This is a genomic window from Bacteroides helcogenes P 36-108 (assembly GCF_000186225.1).
Taxonomy (GTDB): Bacteria; Bacteroidota; Bacteroidia; order Bacteroidales; family Bacteroidaceae; genus Bacteroides; species Bacteroides helcogenes.
The window spans coordinates 3575797-3592486 of record NC_014933.1; the positions used below are offsets into that span (position 1 = coordinate 3575797).

Below are 16690 nucleotides of genomic sequence, written 5' to 3' on the forward strand. Positions count from 1 at the left end.
AAACTCCTGTAATGCTTTTGGTTACAGGAGTTTTTTTATTTATGGCAACTTGGCTTGACAAGCTAAATTCTGCCTTATTTAAGTCAGTACAACCCATGTAAAAAGTAGCCAATTACCTCTCAAATCCAACAATGTACTTCCCATTTTTCAAGGGGATTTAAACGAGTGCATTATGCTTGTGGATTTTGGGGCAAAGAGTGTATTTATAACAAAAAACGAAAGTAGAAAAAACAAAAGTCATATTGACTTTTAAGAAAAGCATCTATCTTTGCAGAAAAATTCAGAAGAAAAACTATGAATTCGGATATAATCATCTATAATTGCATGGATACTTTCTATTGTTGCCATGTAGATAAAGACCGTCTTTGCGAAGAGATGGTTACTGACCACATGCTTGTCTATATATGTTCCGGTGAGATGGATCTGATTGCTCCGGAGAAAACCTATAAGCTCAAGAAAGGCGATTATCTCTTTATAAAGAAAGACCACATGATGAGAAAGATTAAGCATCCGTCAAAAGATGGAGAGCCTTTCAAGGGCTTGTTTCTCCAACTGAAACGGCCTTTCCTGAAATCATTGATGTCCGAAGTTCAGATAGCTATCCCCATGAACGGACAGGCTCAAGCATCTGCGTCTTATACCATTTTGCCTAAGCATCCATTTCTTCAAGGACTTTTTGCCTCTCTTGAACAATATTTCAGCATACAGCAGTATCCATCTGAGGAACTGATGAATATAAAATTGAAGGAAGCCGTATTTGCTTTGCTGCAAGTCAAGCCTGAAATAGCGTGTGTATTGTTTGACTTTACCGACCCCTGGAAAATTGATTTGGAAGGATTCATGATGAAGAATTATAAATGCGACTTATCTCTTGAAGAGTTCGCTCATTTCACAGGGAGAAGTCTCTCTACATTCAAGACCGATTTCTTTAAATTGTTCCGGATGACTCCAAGCCGTTGGATAAACAAAAAGCGTCTGGAGGAAGCTAAATACCTGATAGAATCCAAAAAGGCAAAGCCTTCTGATGTTTATCCTAAAGTGGGCTTCAAGAATTTCAGCCATTTCTCTACGGCGTTTAAGAAAGAGTATGGAGCCGCTCCTTCTTTTTACTACGCGTCATAACTCCCGCCTGTTTTTCCATTGCCGAAATTGACGTTTTAGAAAAATCTCTTTTGACGTTTTAGAAAAACGCCTTGTTTATAATCACCGTATCTTTGCAGCGCAAACCTCAAAGAAGGTAAGCGTATGACAGAGGTGGAAAAACTATAAACAAGTAGAATTATGTACAATTTTCAATTTTTCATGCCGACTAAAGTTCTCTTCGGCGCAGGACAATTAAAGAACTTACATTTGGAGACAATGCCGGGCAAGAAAGCCTTGATAGTAACATCCAACGGACAGAGTACCAAGAAATATGGCTATCTGGATGCCGTTCAGCAAGAGTTGGAACAGGCTCATGTGGCGTATGTCGTATTCGATGAGATCCGTCCCAATCCTACCAAGGACAACGTGATGGATGGGGCCAAAAGAGCCAAGGACAACGGTTGCGATTTTGTGGTAGCCTTGGGTGGCGGCTCTGTAATGGATGCCAGCAAGTGCATTGCCTTGATGATGGTGAATGAGGGCGACCTTTGGGATTACGCTTTCTCGCAGAAAGGCGGGCACAAGCCATTCCAGACACCAAGCGTTCCATTGATAGCCATTACGACCAGTGCGGGAACGGGTTCGGAAGTGGATATGTTCTCGGTTATCTCAAATGATGAATTGGAAGAGAAGACAGGAGTATTCGACATCTCCATGTTCCCGACCATCTCGGTAGTGGATTCGGATTTGATGATGAGCGTGCCGCCAACGTTCACGGCCTATCAAGGTATGGATGCGTTCTTCCATGCAGCAGAGAGTGTTATCAATACGAAAGAACATCCAATGGGCGAAATGTTTGCCTTGAAAGCAATCGAGTTGATAGCGAAGAATCTGCCTGTTGCCTACAAGGAAGGCTCAAATGCAGAAGCGCGTGCGAATATGGCATTGGCAAACTCGTTGGCAGGTTACTACATGCTTTGTACTTCTCAGCATACAATGGAACACGTCATGGGGTCTTATCACGACAGCCTTCCTCACGGTGCAGGTCTGATTATGATCAGTCATGAATACTTCAACTTCTTTGCGGAACGTCAGGCAAGCGAAGAACCGATGATAAAGATGGCTCGTGCAATGGGGGTGGAAAATCCCACAAGTGGCAAAGACTTTATCACAGCTCTCGATGCGCTGATTGAAGCGATAGGTTGCAAGGATTTGAAGATGAGCGATTATGGTATCACGAAAGAGGAAATCGCAACCTGGCCTAAACATATTCATGAAGTGCTGGGTGGTGACACCACAGCCGACCCGTTGCCATTGAGCGATGAAGATTATTTCGGCATTTACGAGCGTTCATTCAAATAAACCTTGATATCGTTACACATAAATTGAAGACCTCTGTTCTTACAACAAGAATGGAGGTTTTCTACGCAGAGACAGTATTTGAGCCCATGAGCGACATTTACAGAAAAGAAAAGCTGTATTTTTGCAGCATAAATAATTCTATTATAGTAGGTATATGACTGATTCTATCAACATACGCAACTGTGGAAATGCGATATTCTTTAGTAAAATAACGCATGATATGTTTTGTGATAATAGGTTGCCAAAACATGGTTTGATGATGGTGTGTTCGGGTGTCTTAACCATTGAAACCAAGAATGAACATGTCGAAGCCAGAGCCGGAGACTATATTTTCTGGCATCGCAACTGTTTGGCAGGGATGAAGAAGATGTCGGATGGAGACATTCCATTTCGTTCTATTGCCATATCACTTGACAATAAGACGTTACACGACTATTTCAGTGAGAAGTTATCTGGGAAAAGAATGCCTATGAATTTAAATCCAGTTTATTCTCCAGCGGTTCTACTTCCACATCATATAAAGGTAGATAGTCTGTTTATGTCGTTGCAACCTTATGCCGACCAGGGTGTAGATCCTGATGAAGAAACAATCCGTCAGAAACAGACGGAAGCCATCAATTGTCTTCTTGATATTGATGAAAGGATGTACCCTACGCTGTTCGATTTCTACGAAGACTGGAAAATTGACTTACCTGAGTTCATGGAAAAGCATTACATGGAAGATTTGACCATGGAGGAATTTGCCTCTTATGCAGGCAGAAGTTTAGCCACTTTCAAGCGCGACTTTGCCAAATTCAGCGACCGATCACCACAAAAATGGCTCAACGAGCAACGACTGGAACTATCCTGTCGTCTGCTTCGGGATACAAAAGTAAAACCATCTGCCGTCTATTATGAGGTGGGATTCAAAAATCGCACCCATTTCAGCGGACTATTCAAACAACGCTACGGCATATCGCCGGCTGCTTATCAACTACAATTCAAATAAATACGAAATAAAGATGAAGAACGTACTTGTTATCAAAACCAGTCCACGTAAAGGTGGCAATTCCGACCGCTTGGCAGATGAGTTTATCAAAGGTGCAACGGAGGCAGGAAATCATGTAGAAGAAGTAAGCCTTGTGGGAAAGAACATTCAGTTCTGCCGTGGCTGCCTCACTTGTCAGAAAACACAGCGTTGCGTAATCAAAGATGATGCCGTGGCAATCTGCGAGAAGATGTTGAATGCCGATGTAATCGTATGGGCAACACCCGTTTATTACTATTGCATCAGTGGTCAGATGAAAACAATGATTGACCGTGCCAATCCGCTTTACGGCATGGACTACAAATTCCGAGACATCTACCTGCTGGCTACCGCTGCCGAAGATGAGCCCACCACAGTGGAAGGTAGTGTGAAAGCTACTCAGGGATGGGTGGATTGTTTTGCCAAAGCAACTTTGCAAAAGGTTGTCTTTGCAGGAGGCGTAAACGATAAAGGTGATATTGAAGGGCATCCGTCATTGAAAGAGGCTTATGAACTGGGCAAGAGAATTCAATAAGCAGTTTTTGGCATTATCTCTGACTTGCATTCTTTCTTTTGCTATTTCTTCCTGTAACAAAGAAGATTCTTTTGAAGAAATAGTACCTCCAGAAGAAACAACAGAAGACAATCCAACGGATAATCCTTCTGAAGAAGATAATATGAAAAATAGGCAAATATCTATATCGATAGGAACGGATGCTTTTACAGCTACAATAGACGATAATGCAACAGGAAAAGCATTTTTGGCTCTTCTTCCGTTGACGATACAAATGAAAGAATTGGGAGGAAATGAAAAGTATCATTATCTTTCAAACAGCCTTCCTACGGCAACCTATTCTCCGGGAACCATCCAAGAAGGTGATCTCATGCTCTATGGCACATCTTGTATTGTGCTGTTCTACCAGACTTTCGTTTCCTCATATAGCTATACCCGAATAGGAAAGATAGATAATCCGCAAAGATTAGCAACTGCTGTAGGTTCGGGAGATGTTACTATTACATTTGATAAGATAGAACAGTTCTTCAAAAGTAACTTGAAATGATGACCATAGAAGAATTTCAGCAAAAGATAGCCGATGGAGCTCCGCTTGAAGGATCAGAGATGATTGCCTTCATGCGCAAACAGAGCGACCTGTCTCGAAGAATTATTTTCGAGATAAACAGCAAGTATCATACGCCTGAAGAAATCAGAGTATTAATGAGTGAAGTCACGGGTAGAGAAATAGATGATAACTTTGGCTTGTTTCCACCCATCTATACCGACTTTGGCAAGAACATTCACTTTGGCAAGAATGTGTTTGTCAATGCCGGCTGCCATTTCCAAGACCAAGGCGGTATATGGATTGGCGATGGATGCTTAATAGGGCACAATTGCGTGATGGCCACTTTGAACCATGGTTTCCTTCCCGAACAACGCCAGAATCTCACACATAAACCCATCGTGATTAAAAAAGGAGTATGGATTGGAGCCAACTGTACTATCCTTGGCGGTGTAACCATTGGTGAAAATGCCATCGTTGCAGCCGGATCAGTTGTCAATAAGGACGTACCTGATAATATGATTGTTGGCGGTGTGCCGGCAAAGGTTATTAAAAGCATAAAAGAGTAACTTAAAAAACATACGACAATGAGAAGAATTTTATTTTTTGTGAGTATCGTCATCCTTCAACTTTCAATGGTTGATTGCATGGCACAAAATGCCACCGCCAAGCGTGTGGATAAAAGCAAGGTTTATTTTGTAGAAGACATCACGCCCGAAAGCCTTATCAAAGTGTACGAAGCCTTGGGGCGAGAGGCAAACGGACGTGTGGCGGTGAAGATTTCCACCGGCGAGCAAGGGGGCAACAACTATCTGAAGCCCGAACTCATCAAAGACCTGGTGAAGAAAATGAACGGTACGATTGTGGAGTGCAACACGGCCTATGGGGGGTCACGTCAAGAGACTGCCAAGCATCGACAGACCATCGCCAATCATGGTTTTGACAAGATTGCCAAAGTGGATATTATGGACGAGTTTGGCGAAGTGGTCATTGACGTGCCGGCAGGTTCTCATCTGTTGAAAAAAGACATCGTGGGCAAGGGAATGCTGAATTATGATTTCATGGTGGTGCTGTCCCATTTCAAAGGTCATGCCATGGGCGGTTTTGGCGGTGCATTGAAAAATATTTCTATCGGTTGTGCCAGCACCAACGGCAAGGCTTACATCCATACCGGTGGCAAAGATGAAGTGCTGAACAGTGCCACTTGGAGCAAAAACCTTTGTGGGGTGGATGAGTTCAAAGACGCCATGGCTGAATCGGCAGGTGCCATTATCAATCATTTCGGTGATAAGATTTTGTACATCAATATCATCAACAACCTGAGTGTGGATTGCGATTGCGATTCTCATCCTGCCGAACCAAAGATGAAAAACGTGGGTATTGTTGCAAGTCTCGACCCTGTTGCCATCGACCAAGCATGTGTGGATATGGTGTTCAACAGCAACGATGAAGGAAATCGTGACTTGGTGGAACGCATTGTATCTCGACATGGCACACGTATCCTTTATTGGGCACAGAAACTCAATGTGGGTTCACGAGACTATGAACTGATTCATGTAAAATAGAAATCAGACGAGTAATCAGATATATCGATAATGAAGAATAGAATAAACAAATAAAATAAGGATGAAAAAGCAAATTATTACTACGGCAATAGCGGCTATTCTTATCCCGACAATAACCCAAGCACAAGATGCGCTTCTGTCACAGAAGAGTTATTCATTGGACGAGGTGGTAGTGACGGGCACACGCACTGAAACGGATGTGCGTCACCTCTCGCAAACCGTTTCGGTCATAAATAGGAAAAGTATTGAACAGGCGCACCAATCTGCCCTGTTGCCTATCCTTACCGAACAGATACCCGGCCTTTTTACCACTGCACGTGGTGTATTGGGGTACGGAGTCTCAGGAGGTGCGGCAGGAGGAATCTCACTTCGTGGTCTTGGTGGTGGACAAGGACGGCTCATGGCTCTCATTGACGGACATCCGCAATATATGGGAATGTTCGGGCATCCTATCTCGGATGCTTATCAGTCGCTTATGGCTGAACGGGTGGAGGTGCTGCGTGGCCCTGCTTCCATGCTCTATGGTTCAAATGCCATGGGTGGCGTTATCAATATTGTTACACGCCGGATGCTGGAAGACGGCATCAAGACGGGTGTCAATATCGGCTATGGCTCTTACAATACGTTGGAGACAGAGGTAACAAACCGTATTCGCAAGGGACGCTTTTCGAGTGTGGTCAGCGGTTCATACAACCGTACTGACGGACACCGTACCGACATGAACTTTGAACAAGTTGGTGGCTATGCCAAATTGGGCTATGAACTTTCAAATGTCTGGAATATGCGCGCCGATGTGAACATTACTCATTTCAACGCTTCGCAGCCGGGTGCAACTACTGCTCCATTGACTGATGCCGACCAGCGTGTGACACGTGGCATGACTTCTTTTGCACTTGAGAACAAGTCAGACCGCACATCGGGTGCGTTGAGCTTCTTCTATAACTGGGGCAAACATTGGATAAACGACGGTTACAATTCCGACAAGGGAGAAGAACCGTTGGACTACCGTTTCAACTCACTTGACAACATGATGGGTGTATCTCTTTATCAAAGTGCCGCTTTCTTTAAAGGCAATCGGGTGACAGCAGGTGCAGATTACTTCCGTTTCGGAGGTGAAGCGTGGAACAAATTTCTGGATGGAAAGCGCACGAATATTGTGGATAAAGCCGAAAATGAAGTCGCGGGGTATCTGGATTTCCGTCAGGACATAAAGACTTGGCTGACACTGGATGCCGGAGTGCGTATCGACCACCATTCACGCATCGGCACAGAGTGGATTCCGCAAGCAGGTGTTTCATTCCACCTGCCAAGTTCCATTGAGGTAAAGGTTTCTGCAAGCAAGGGATTCCGCTATCCCACTATCCGTGAGATGTATATGTTCCCGCCACAGAACCCGGACTTGCAGCCCGAACGTATGTGGAACTACGAGTTGGCTTTCTCTCAGCGATTGCTCGACGGAAGACTTTCCTATGGTGTCAATATCTTCTATATAGATGGCGAGAATCTGATTCTGACATTGCCCAATCCCAATGGTAGCGGACGATTGAATCAGAACTCAGGCAAGATTTATCATTCGGGATTTGAGTTGCAGACGGGCTATCGCATCAGCAAGGCCTGGTCGGTAGATGCCAATTACAGTTTCCTGCACATGGAAAATCCGGTAGTGGCTGCACCCGAGCATAAATTATATGCAGGAGCAAACTATACACAAGGGCGTTGGTCTGTCTCTTCCGGGGTACAATATGTGGCAGGGCTTTATACATCCACCTCACCCGAAACAAAAGAAGACTTTACATTGTGGAATGTCAGAGGCTCCTATCAGGCAGCCAAAGGAGTTGCCTTATGGTTACGTGGAGAGAACCTGCTTGCACAGCGATATGAAATTAATGCAGGATACCCGATGCCACGTGCAACCGTAATGGCGGGTTTGAAAATTGATTTTTAAGGAATATGAGATTATTAAAGGCAAATGGCATCTATAGAGAAGTATATGAATGAAATTGAGCATATACTATATAGTGACACTACTTCAGACTTGACATTGCTTTACAGAGATTACATTGACATGGATACTTTTGCCGATTGGTGGCTGGTGCACGAACTGGCACAGAATGCAGAACCTAATGGACCGAGAAGTTGCTATATGTACAAGGATAAGGAGGGATTACTGAAAGCCGGTCCGGTATGGGACTTCGACTTGGCTTTCATCTCTGTTGGCTTGGATAAAGGCGGAGACATTCGTCCCTCACGATTGAATAGAACAGATGTTGTACTGCTGACGGGTGACAGCATTTATAACCGTCGTGCCCTCTGGTATGACTGTCTTCTGCAAGACAAACAGTTCTTGACACGGGTAAAGGAAAGATGGCACAAATTGGAGCCTCGATTCAGAGCCTTGACAAACGACATAGACCGTTGGCAGGCACTGATTGAAAAGTCAGCCATTGCCGATGAACAACTATGGAAAGGACAAGACCCTGCACGCTTTGATACTTTCACCTCCTTTCATTCATCTGTATCCAATTTGAAACAAGTCTATTTATATAGGATAGAGAGTTTGAACAAGTTATTGCACCAGAAGCAATGTTTGGAGAAGAATTAATAAGTAGAATCCCCAATTGAACTTTTAGCTCTTATTCTCTCAATCTGAAAACCGCCAATTTGAAGCACGTGAGAATCGGGGGCGAATGATAAGAGAATAAATGACGCAAATGTGCGCCATTTCAGGGGATGATCTACGCTTCGCATAGATGCATAAGCACAATAACATGACATTAAGCGGCAGACTGATTCCGTTAGGCCGATCCAACATATTCAAAGGACGTTTCTGGTAGGTCCCTTACAAATTATATAGCCTCATTCCGTTGCAAATCGCTTAAAAAGTGTACATTTGCAACGTTTTTTTATTAAGCACCAACTTTCATGAGAGAATTCATAATAGCAGACAATCAAGATATCACCAAAGCAGGTATGCTGTTTCTGCTGGGCAATCAGAAAGACACATCTCTGTTGCTGGAAGCAGACAACAAGGCGGAGTTAATACAACAATTGCGTATACATCCTGCCGCAGTCGTTGTTTTGGATTATACTTTGTTTGATTTTTCCGGAGCAGAGGAGTTGATAGTTTTGCATGAACGCTTCAAAGAATCGGATTGGCTGCTGTTTTCCGATGAATTGAGCATATCTTTCCTGCGACAAATATTATTCAGCAGTATGGCATTCGGAATTGTATTGAAAGACAGCTCCAAAGAGGAAATCCTGACGGCACTGCAATGCGCGTCAAGAAAAGAACGCTTCATCTGCAATCATGTCAGTAACTTGCTGCTTTCGGGCAACGGCAATTCCTCCCCTATCCATCCACCCGTTAAGAATGACTTGCTGACAGCCGCCGAACGAAGTATATTGAAAGAAATTGCCTTAGGAAAAACTACCAAAGAAATAGCAGCCGAAAAGAATTTGAGCTTCCATACAGTAAACAGTCACAGGAAAAACATTTTCCGGAAGCTGAGCGTCAACAACGCACATGAAGCCACCAAATATGCGATGAAAGCAGGCATAGTGGATCTGGTAGAATATTACATATAGCACTATCCCTACGGATATTCTCACAAACAAATTTCACCGCTACCGATACAGAGCCGTGAAGCAACATCATAGACCACTCCAAACTGTCCGGGAGCAATACCCTGCAATTTTTCATCCGAAACAATGTGATAGCCTCCTTCCTCCCGCAACAACCGTCCTTTTATGAATTCCGGAGTATGACGTATTTTGAAAGTGACCTTTATGTCATTTTCCACATCCCCCCACGGATTATCCGTGATAAAATGAAAATCGCGTATGCAGAATTCATTACCAAATTGCTGCTCCGTATTGTATCCACGAGAGACGTAAACCACATTACCGTCCACATCTTTGCGAACGACAAACCAAGGACCACCACTCAATCCCAATCCTTTTCGCTGGCCAATGGTATGAAACCAATATCCACGGTGTTTGCCTATTTTTTTGCCTGTCTCCAGTTCCACAATATCACCTTCACGCTCTCCGAGAAAACGGCGTACGAAGTCATTATAATTAATCTTTCCCAAGAAACAGATTCCTTGGCTGTCACGGCGTCTGGCACTGGGCAGCTTGGCACGCAGTGCTATGTCACGAACCTCATGTTTCATCAGTCCACCCAAAGGAAACATCAGTTTGGAAACTTGCAGATAATCTATCTGCGCAAGAAAATCGGTCTGATCCTTTACCGGATCCACAGCAGTTCCCAGCCATATCTTGCCGGTCTGAAGAACCGTAGTGGCATAATGGCCGGTAGCGGTAAAATCAAAATCTTTCCCCGCCCGACGTTCAAAACAACCGAACTTTATGAGTTTATTGCACATTACATCCGGATTCGGAGTCAGCCCCCGGCTGATTTTATCAATAGCATAAGCAGCCACATTATCCCAATACTCCCGATGCAAATCTACCACTTCCAATGGCAATCCGTAACGACGGGCGATTGCAGAAGCTATTTCCAAATCTTCCTCCGCAGCGCAATCCATATAATCAGCATCGTCCTTCCCTATTTTTATATAAAATAGGGAAGGACGGTAACCTTGTTCACAAAGAAGATGCACGACCACTGAACTATCGACACCTCCTGATAATAATACTGCAATATTCATTCTATAATCTCTAAATTCTATCAAATGCCTGGGACAGATCCTCCAAAATATCATCAATGTGCTCAGTTCCTACCGACAAGCGCACGGTGGAAGGTGTAATGTGCTGCTGCGCCAATTCTTCCGGTGTCATTTGTGAATGAGTAGTGGTGTAGGGATGAATTACAAGGCTCTTCACATCTGCCACATTGGCCAGTAACGAAAAGATTTGCAGAGAGTCTATGAATTTCCATGCCTCCTGCTCTCCTCCTCTTATCTCAAAGGTAAAGATACTGCCGGCTCCATTTGGAAAGTATTTTTGGTAGAGTACATGATCAGGATGGTCGGGCAATGAAGGATGATTCACCTTTGCCACCTTCGGATGCTTTCTCAGGAAATCTACCACCTTCAACGCATTCGCCACATGACGTTCCACCCTCAATGACAATGTTTCCAAACCTTGCAATAAAATGAAAGCATTGAAAGGCGAAATAGTGGCGCCGGTATCACGTAGCACGACAGCACGTATGCGGGTGACGAACGCAGCAACTCCTGCAACATCGGCAAAAACAGCGCCATGATAACTGGGATCGGGCTTGGCAAGCGTAGGAAACTTGTCTGCATTTGCCTTCCAGTCAAACGTTCCCCCATCCACAATGACACCCCCCAAGCTGGTTCCGTGTCCGCCGATGAATTTCGTAGCCGAGTGGATTACAATATCCGCGCCATGCTCAATGGGACGGATCAAATAAGGAGTACCGAAAGTATTATCCACAATCAAAGGTATATTGTGACGATGAGCTACAGCAGCCACTGCATCAAGGTTGGTTACATCAGAGTTGGGATTTCCAAAAGTCTCCACATAAACCACTTTTGTATTGGGGCGGATGGCAGTTTCGAGCGCCTGAAGGTCGTTGACATTGACTATGCTATTTTCAATACCTTGCGAAACCAATGTATGTGTGATCAAATTGAAAGAACCGCCATACAGGTTGTCGGCAGCCACAATATGGTCACCTACACCAAGAATATTCTGTAAAGCGTATGCCACAGCCGCTGCTCCCGAAGCCACAGCAAGTCCGGCCACTCCACCTTCAAGAATGGCCACGCGCTGTTCGAAAACTTCTTGTGTGGAGTTTGTCAGACGCCCGTAGATATTTCCTGCATCACGAAGTCCGAAACGGTCAGCGGCGTGTTGCGAATTACGGAACACATACGAGGTAGTCTGATAAATGGGTACGGCACGAGCATCTGTTGCCGGATCTGGCTGCTCTTGTCCTACATGAATTTGTAAAGTCTCAAAGTGCAATTTCTTTGCTTCCATTGTCTTTTGTATTATAGGTGAATAATTTCTTTCCATTCTGATGTTGCAAAGATAATGGGAAGTATTGATGCAACCTATGGCACATGATAGGGAATTTTATACCATATTTGTGGTAGATAAACAAACTATTTTCTAATTTTGCGGCTATGAAAGCAAGAAATATACTGATATTCATATTGGGAGCCTTGATTTTTCCCGCTTATCTGGCTTCCTGCGGAGAAGACCGATGGGCAGCCTATGCCGAACAAACCAAAACAGACCTATGGATTGACGACACAATGCGGGTGTGGTACTATTGGAATGAAAATATGCCTGCCAGCAAGTATCTGAACTATTTCTCCGCCCCATCTACTTTTTTCACTTCGCTGTTGTCTTCAAGCGACAAGTTCTCCAGCATAGATAGCTTGACAAGTGCTGTTTCCACCCGCAGCATCCCCTATACAGACTACAGCTACGGATTTCAGTTCACAACAAACCGGGTGGAAGGCAATGACACCGCCCTATATGCCCATGTGCTCTATGTTGCCGATGAAAGTCCCGCATCTGCCATCAATCTGAAACGCGGTGATTGGATTATGGACATGAACGGTGAACCCATCACCTCAAAGAATTATGCCAAACTCTATGGCAGCGCTGCCATGCAACTTACAGTGGGTTATTACGACGCAGACAATGACACGATTGTGGCCTATAACGAACCGAGGCAGATTGTATCAGCACGCAGCATCAATGATAATCCCGTGCATTATACAAATGTATATACCAGTGGCAGCAAGAAAATCGGCTATCTGGTTTACAATCATTTCAGTTCGGGCGTCACGGAAAGCAGCCAGGAATACAACAACAACTTGCGCAAAGCATTCCGTGAATTTTCATCTCATGGAGTCAGCGAATTCATCCTGGACTTACGTTACAACAACGGAGGCCTGCTGAGCTGTGCCGAACTGCTGTGTGCCATGCTTGCCCCTGCATCGGCATTTGGACAAGAACTCGGATATTTAGAATTCAATAACCGCACCAATCCGCGCAACGTACCTTTCACTTTGAATAAAGAACTGATACAAAATGGTGCAAACCTCAACCTGAGTACCTTATATGTACTCACCAGTAACCAGACAGCCTCTGCTTCGGAAATGGTAATCAATTGTCTCAAACCTTTGATGAATAACGTAATTATTATAGGCTCCACTACGGTGGGAAAGAATGTGGGTTCTCTCACCTTCTCCAATCCGGACCTTAAAATAACCATGAGTCCGATTGTCTGCAAAATTTATAATTCTGAAGGAAAGTCTGATTATGAGTCAGGATTCACTCCGCAGTATTCAGTCAGCGAGAACAATGACATGGCCCGTTTTCTGCCTTTCGGAAATACCAATGAGATAATGTTAGCTACTGCACTGGAACTGATTTCCAAAGGTACTGTCACAAAATCCACAACTAATACTTCTCCGAAAACGGCTGTCATCAACAACTCCATTGAGCGCCGTGCCAACCATTCCGTGAAATTAAACAAGAAAAAATGAGAATAAAACACTATCTGACAGGCATTATATTCTGTCTCCTTATAGCAGCCTGCAATGACAAAGAAGACACAATGCGGACAACAGGCATAGAAGGCATTGCAAAGACCTCACTGTCCAAAATACAATTGTCTGAAACCAGACACGATGACGCCCAAGCCGTCACCATTACACAATCCTACGTTTTCTTTCCCTCAGGCTGGCTGCAAAGCCACAGCACCATACAAAGCTATATGGCAATTGAAGAAGATATAAAGCAGGAAAATATCACCGACATCGTCTATACTGACCATCGAGCAACGATAACCGATGATTTCGGCAACATATCTACCTATATTCTGAATGATAAAGGGTATGCCACAGTCTGTACAAGACAGGAAGCCGGTGGAAGAACTCGCACATATACCTTCTCTTATCTTACAGACACCAAAAACAATAAATCTTACCTGACAAATATTACCGAAATACAAGAAGATGGAACAACCTATGCTTCCATTGACATAGACTGTAATGATCTTCACTCCCTGCGCATCACTTGGAAAGTGGATGCCTCTTACGAACAGGCTTACACGGCAACTACAATTTCATCAGGCAATGAAACTGCAAATTTATCTGAAATTCCCATCCTGTTCTTGTCTGAGCTTTATCCTCTATCATTGCACCCGGCAGCCCTATACGGCAAAATATTGGGAGAACCGCTTCCGGCATTAACTGCCCAAATCATTCCAGACGGGAATGCTGAGAGCAAAGAAATCGTCAGTTATTCATATACCACCGATGAACGTGGTATTGTGACTTCATGCAAAGAAGTTACAAACAGCTACGGTAAAAACTATGTCCGTACTATAAATTATACAATAGAATAAGACTCACGAAACCTACTTTTTATCGAAAAACTTATCAAAAAAGAGGATATGATAATCTATTGAATTGTTCCAATACTCTCCCGTATGTCCACCGGGACGAGTAATAAAGTCATGATCTATCTTCCTTTCAAGTAAGCGCTTGTGCAAATCCCTGTTCACTTCAAGAAAAAAATCAACTTCACCACAATCCACGATAATCGCCAAATCCCCGTTCTCAATCTTGTCCAACTGATTGACTACCGTGTGTGCGTTCCAAACAGATCTTTCGGTGTCATATTCACCTAATTGTTTGCTCATTTCCCAATTCTTTGGAAATGGACGGATATCTACACCGCCACTCATGCTTCCAACCGCACCAAATACTTCTTTATGACGGATGGCATTCCACAAAGCTCCATGCCCCCCCATACTCAAACCACTGATGGCACGTGCTTGCCTGTCCGAAATAGTAGAATAATGACTATCCGTATATTTCACAAGTTCTGAAGAAATAAAAGTCTCATACCGATATGAATGATTTTTAGGACTGTCCCAATACCAACTGTTCTTCCCGTCGGGACAGACAAAAATGATACCTTTTTCATCAGCAATCTGCGACAGCTCAGGTTTAAGCAAAATCCAACTACGTGCATTTCCACCATAACCATGCAATAAATAAACTACCGGACATGCTTCTTTATCAACTGCCTTATCCGGCAATATATACACTACTTTCACTTCCTTATTCATCGAAGGACTTTTCACCATTACCGTATCCACACGTGCAGCCTGTATTGTGACCATATACAGACATAGCAACATACAAAATATAACCTTTCTTTCCATGCTCTACATTGTTTTTATTATTCTAACAGGAGGCAATATTAATAATAAATACTCAAAAAACATTATCTTTGCTCCATTAACTATCCGAAATCCTATTATGGAATTTATTATCATCCTGTCTTTACTTATTTTAAACGGCATCTTTGCCATGTATGAAATTGCATTAGTGTCATCTGGCAAAGCGCGCCTTGAAACCTTTGTTGGCAAAGGGAACAAAAGGGCCAAAGGAGTATTAAAACAACTGGAAGAACCAGAAAAATTCCTTTCTACCATCCAGATAGGCATTACGTTGATCGGCATCATATCCGGCGCCTACGGAGGTGCTACCATTGCCGATGATATACGACCTTTATTTCTTATAATTCCGGAAACAACCGCATACGCCGACACTCTTTCTATAATTACCGTAGTAGCTGTCATCACTTATCTGTCACTTATAATCGGAGAGTTAGTACCTAAATCCATTGCATTGGCCAACCCGGAAAAATGGGCAATCATGCTCAGTCCTTTCATGATTGTGCTGACCAGAATTTCTTATCCTTTCGTATGGCTTCTCAGCGCATCCACAAAGTTAATGAATAAGATTATCGGATTGAACAAAGACAAAGAACGGCAAATGACACAGGAGGAACTAAAAATGATCCTACGTCAAAGTTCTGCACAAGGTATCATCGACAAAGATGAAACGGAAATGTTGCGCGATGTATTCCGTTTTTCCGGTAAAAGAGCCAATGACTTGATGACCTATCGGCGCGATATCGTCATGCTACACCCAACCGACACTTTTGAAGAAGTATTGCGCATCATCCGCGAACAGCATTTCAGCAAATATCTGCTGACAGAAAAAGGTAATGATGAAATTATCGGAGTGGTTTCCGTAAAGGACATTATACTCATGATGGGAAACGAACAGCCTTTTAATTTACGCAAAATAGCATGTCCAGCACTCTTTATACCAGAAAATCTATACGCAAAAAAAGTTTTAGAGCTATTCAAGAAGAACAAAAATAAGTTCGGAATTGTTGTAGATGAGTATGGAAATACGAAAGGTATCATCACTCTGCATGATTTGACAGAAAGCATATTCGGGGACATCCTCGAAGAGAACGAAACGGAAGAAGAAGAAATCATCATAAGGCAGGATGGTTCCATGTTAGTAGAAGCCTCCATGAATTTAGATGACTTTATGGATGCGATGGGTATTCTGAATTACGATGACCTGAAAGAAGGAGACTTCACTACCCTCAGCGGTCTTGCCATGTTTCTTATAGGGAGGATACCCAAAGCCGGTGATTTATTCACTTATAAAAATCTGAATTTTGAGATAATGGACATGGACCGTGGCAGAGTGGACAAACTACTTGTGATCAAAAGAGAACATGAAGATTACTGACGCACCGTTATCGGTGTCTTTTTAATAAACTTAAACAATTAA

At 43.4% G+C, this 16690-nt stretch carries 16 protein-coding genes; 13 read left to right on the plus strand and 3 right to left on the minus strand.

What is annotated here, in order from left to right; all coding sequences use genetic code 11:
* The first annotated feature begins 294 nt into the window (after positions 1–294).
* From BACHE_RS14860 to BACHE_RS14905, 10 genes are all read left to right on the plus strand, one after another.
* Complete coding sequence (locus BACHE_RS14860) at positions 295–1122, plus strand: helix-turn-helix domain-containing protein (protein WP_013548535.1); 828 nt, start codon at positions 295–297, stop codon at positions 1120–1122.
* 159 nt (positions 1123–1281) lie between these two features.
* A complete protein-coding gene (locus BACHE_RS14865; protein WP_013548536.1) occupies positions 1282–2445 on the plus strand; it encodes an iron-containing alcohol dehydrogenase in 1164 nt (387 codons plus the stop codon).
* Between the two features lie 154 nt (positions 2446–2599).
* A complete protein-coding gene (locus BACHE_RS14870; protein WP_013548537.1) occupies positions 2600–3433 on the plus strand; it encodes a helix-turn-helix domain-containing protein in 834 nt (277 codons plus the stop codon).
* A 13-nt stretch (positions 3434–3446) separates the two neighbouring features.
* A complete protein-coding gene (locus tag BACHE_RS14875; RefSeq protein ID WP_013548538.1) occupies positions 3447–3986 on the plus strand; it encodes a flavodoxin family protein in 540 nt (179 codons plus the stop codon).
* Entirely contained in the window at positions 3961–4512 is a 552-nt protein-coding gene (locus BACHE_RS14880) for a cyclophilin-like fold protein (RefSeq protein ID WP_013548539.1), read from the plus strand. Before BACHE_RS14875 ends, BACHE_RS14880 begins: the two co-directional genes overlap by 26 nt.
* Positions 4512–5078, plus strand: a complete 567-nt coding sequence (locus BACHE_RS14885) for a DapH/DapD/GlmU-related protein (protein WP_041579903.1) — start codon at positions 4512–4514, stop codon at positions 5076–5078. The genes BACHE_RS14880 and BACHE_RS14885 overlap by 1 nt, the downstream gene beginning before the upstream one ends.
* 18 nt (positions 5079–5096) lie before the next feature.
* Positions 5097–6074 (plus strand): DUF362 domain-containing protein, encoded by a 978-nt coding sequence (locus BACHE_RS14890; RefSeq protein ID WP_013548541.1) that lies wholly within the window; start codon positions 5097–5099, stop codon positions 6072–6074.
* Positions 6075–6135: 61 nt separating this feature from the next.
* Positions 6136–8019 carry a TonB-dependent receptor gene (locus BACHE_RS14895; RefSeq protein WP_013548542.1) on the plus strand — a complete coding sequence of 628 codons (1884 nt, stop codon included), beginning with the start codon at positions 6136–6138 and terminating at the stop codon, positions 8017–8019.
* Between the two features lie 45 nt (positions 8020–8064).
* On the plus strand, positions 8065–8676 hold the full coding sequence (locus BACHE_RS14900) for a CotH kinase family protein (protein WP_187289276.1): 612 nt from the start codon (positions 8065–8067) through the stop codon (positions 8674–8676).
* 320 nt (positions 8677–8996) lie between these two features.
* Positions 8997–9659 carry a response regulator transcription factor gene (locus BACHE_RS14905; RefSeq protein ID WP_013548543.1) on the plus strand — a complete coding sequence of 221 codons (663 nt, stop codon included), beginning with the start codon at positions 8997–8999 and terminating at the stop codon, positions 9657–9659.
* A gap of 20 nt (positions 9660–9679) precedes the next feature.
* Here the strand turns inward: BACHE_RS14905 and mnmA are convergent, their stop codons facing one another.
* A complete protein-coding gene (gene mnmA / locus BACHE_RS14910) occupies positions 9680–10744 on the minus strand; it encodes a tRNA 2-thiouridine(34) synthase MnmA (RefSeq protein ID WP_013548544.1) in 1065 nt (354 codons plus the stop codon).
* Positions 10745–10754: 10 nt separating this feature from the next.
* Positions 10755–12044 carry an O-acetylhomoserine aminocarboxypropyltransferase/cysteine synthase family protein gene (locus BACHE_RS14915; RefSeq protein ID WP_013548545.1) on the minus strand — a complete coding sequence of 430 codons (1290 nt, stop codon included), beginning with the start codon at positions 12042–12044 and terminating at the stop codon, positions 10755–10757.
* Positions 12045–12190: 146 nt separating this feature from the next.
* Here BACHE_RS14915 and BACHE_RS14925 point away from each other — a divergent pair, with 146 nt between their 5' ends.
* Both BACHE_RS14925 and BACHE_RS14930 read left to right on the plus strand, forming a co-directional pair.
* Positions 12191–13567 carry a S41 family peptidase gene (locus BACHE_RS14925; RefSeq protein WP_013548546.1) on the plus strand — a complete coding sequence of 459 codons (1377 nt, stop codon included), beginning with the start codon at positions 12191–12193 and terminating at the stop codon, positions 13565–13567.
* Positions 13564–14430, plus strand: a complete 867-nt coding sequence (locus BACHE_RS14930; RefSeq protein WP_013548547.1) for a DUF4595 domain-containing protein — start codon at positions 13564–13566, stop codon at positions 14428–14430. Before BACHE_RS14925 ends, BACHE_RS14930 begins: the two co-directional genes overlap by 4 nt.
* Before the next feature lie 12 nt (positions 14431–14442).
* On the opposite strand, the gene BACHE_RS14935 is transcribed toward BACHE_RS14930, so the two are convergent.
* A complete protein-coding gene (locus tag BACHE_RS14935; protein ID WP_041579475.1) occupies positions 14443–15255 on the minus strand; it encodes an alpha/beta hydrolase in 813 nt (270 codons plus the stop codon).
* Between the two features lie 97 nt (positions 15256–15352).
* Between BACHE_RS14935 and BACHE_RS14940 the strand changes: the two genes are divergently transcribed.
* The gene (locus BACHE_RS14940) at positions 15353–16648 is read left to right on the plus strand and encodes a hemolysin family protein (protein WP_013548549.1); all 1296 of its coding nucleotides are present in this window, start codon (positions 15353–15355) and stop codon (positions 16646–16648) included.
* Positions 16649–16690: the final 42 nt, after the last annotated feature.